Raw genomic sequence first — 638 nt, forward strand, 5'->3', positions numbered from 1 at the left:
CTCTTGGTCTCGGAGATGTGTCTACGGGCCAGCGCCTGCGCCTTCCTGTGCCCCGGCACCGGCTCCACCGGGGTCCCCGACCTGCCCGCCCTCGCCGCCGCCGGGCCCGGCGGCGGCGAGGGCGGGCAGGTCGGGGACCCCGGTGGAGCCGGTGCCGGGGAACAGGAAGGCGCAGGCGTCGCCGGGTTGCAGTGCTGGGAAGGGGCTGGATGCGGTGGACGGCACGCGGGGTCTCCTTACCTGGAAGGAAGGCTGACTTTCCCATTCGGGGATAAAGGCCGCTTAATACTCAGATATGGACCATAAGCCGTGAAATGGGATTATTCACTCGCGTGGTGGGTCTGACAACCGTCCGTGGTGCGAGGGAGAAACGAGCATGGCCATGAGGGAAGGCCCGGTCACCGGGAACGAGTCGGGATGGGCGATCCGCGGGACCGGCGCGTACCTGCCCGAGCGGTGCGTGCCCAGCGACGAGCTGTCGCGGACGCTGGGGCTGGAACCGTCCTGGATCGAGGACCGCACCGGCATCCGCCGCCGGCACCTGGCCGTGCCCGGGCAGGCCGCCTCCGACCTGGCCGCGGCCGCCGCCGCCCGCGAGGGTCTCGGCGGTGGCCGGGGTGCGGCTGCCGCCGGCGGGG

1 protein-coding gene and 1 pseudogene are annotated in these 638 nt (G+C 72.3%); one reads left to right on the forward strand and one right to left on the reverse strand.

Annotation, left to right across the window (positions count from 1 at the left end; genetic code table 11):
• Positions 1–21: 21 nt before the first annotated feature.
• Entirely contained in the window at positions 22–225 is a 204-nt protein-coding gene (locus HUX53_RS38240; protein WP_176408150.1) for a hypothetical protein, read from the reverse strand.
• 151 nt (positions 226–376) lie between these two features.
• Here HUX53_RS38240 and HUX53_RS38245 point away from each other — a divergent pair.
• A pseudogene (locus HUX53_RS38245) lies at positions 377–638 on the forward strand (hypothetical protein); the annotation flags it as partial.

The organism is Actinomadura sp. BRA 177, from assembly GCF_013372625.1.
Classification (GTDB): domain Bacteria; phylum Actinomycetota; class Actinomycetes; order Streptosporangiales; family Streptosporangiaceae; genus Spirillospora.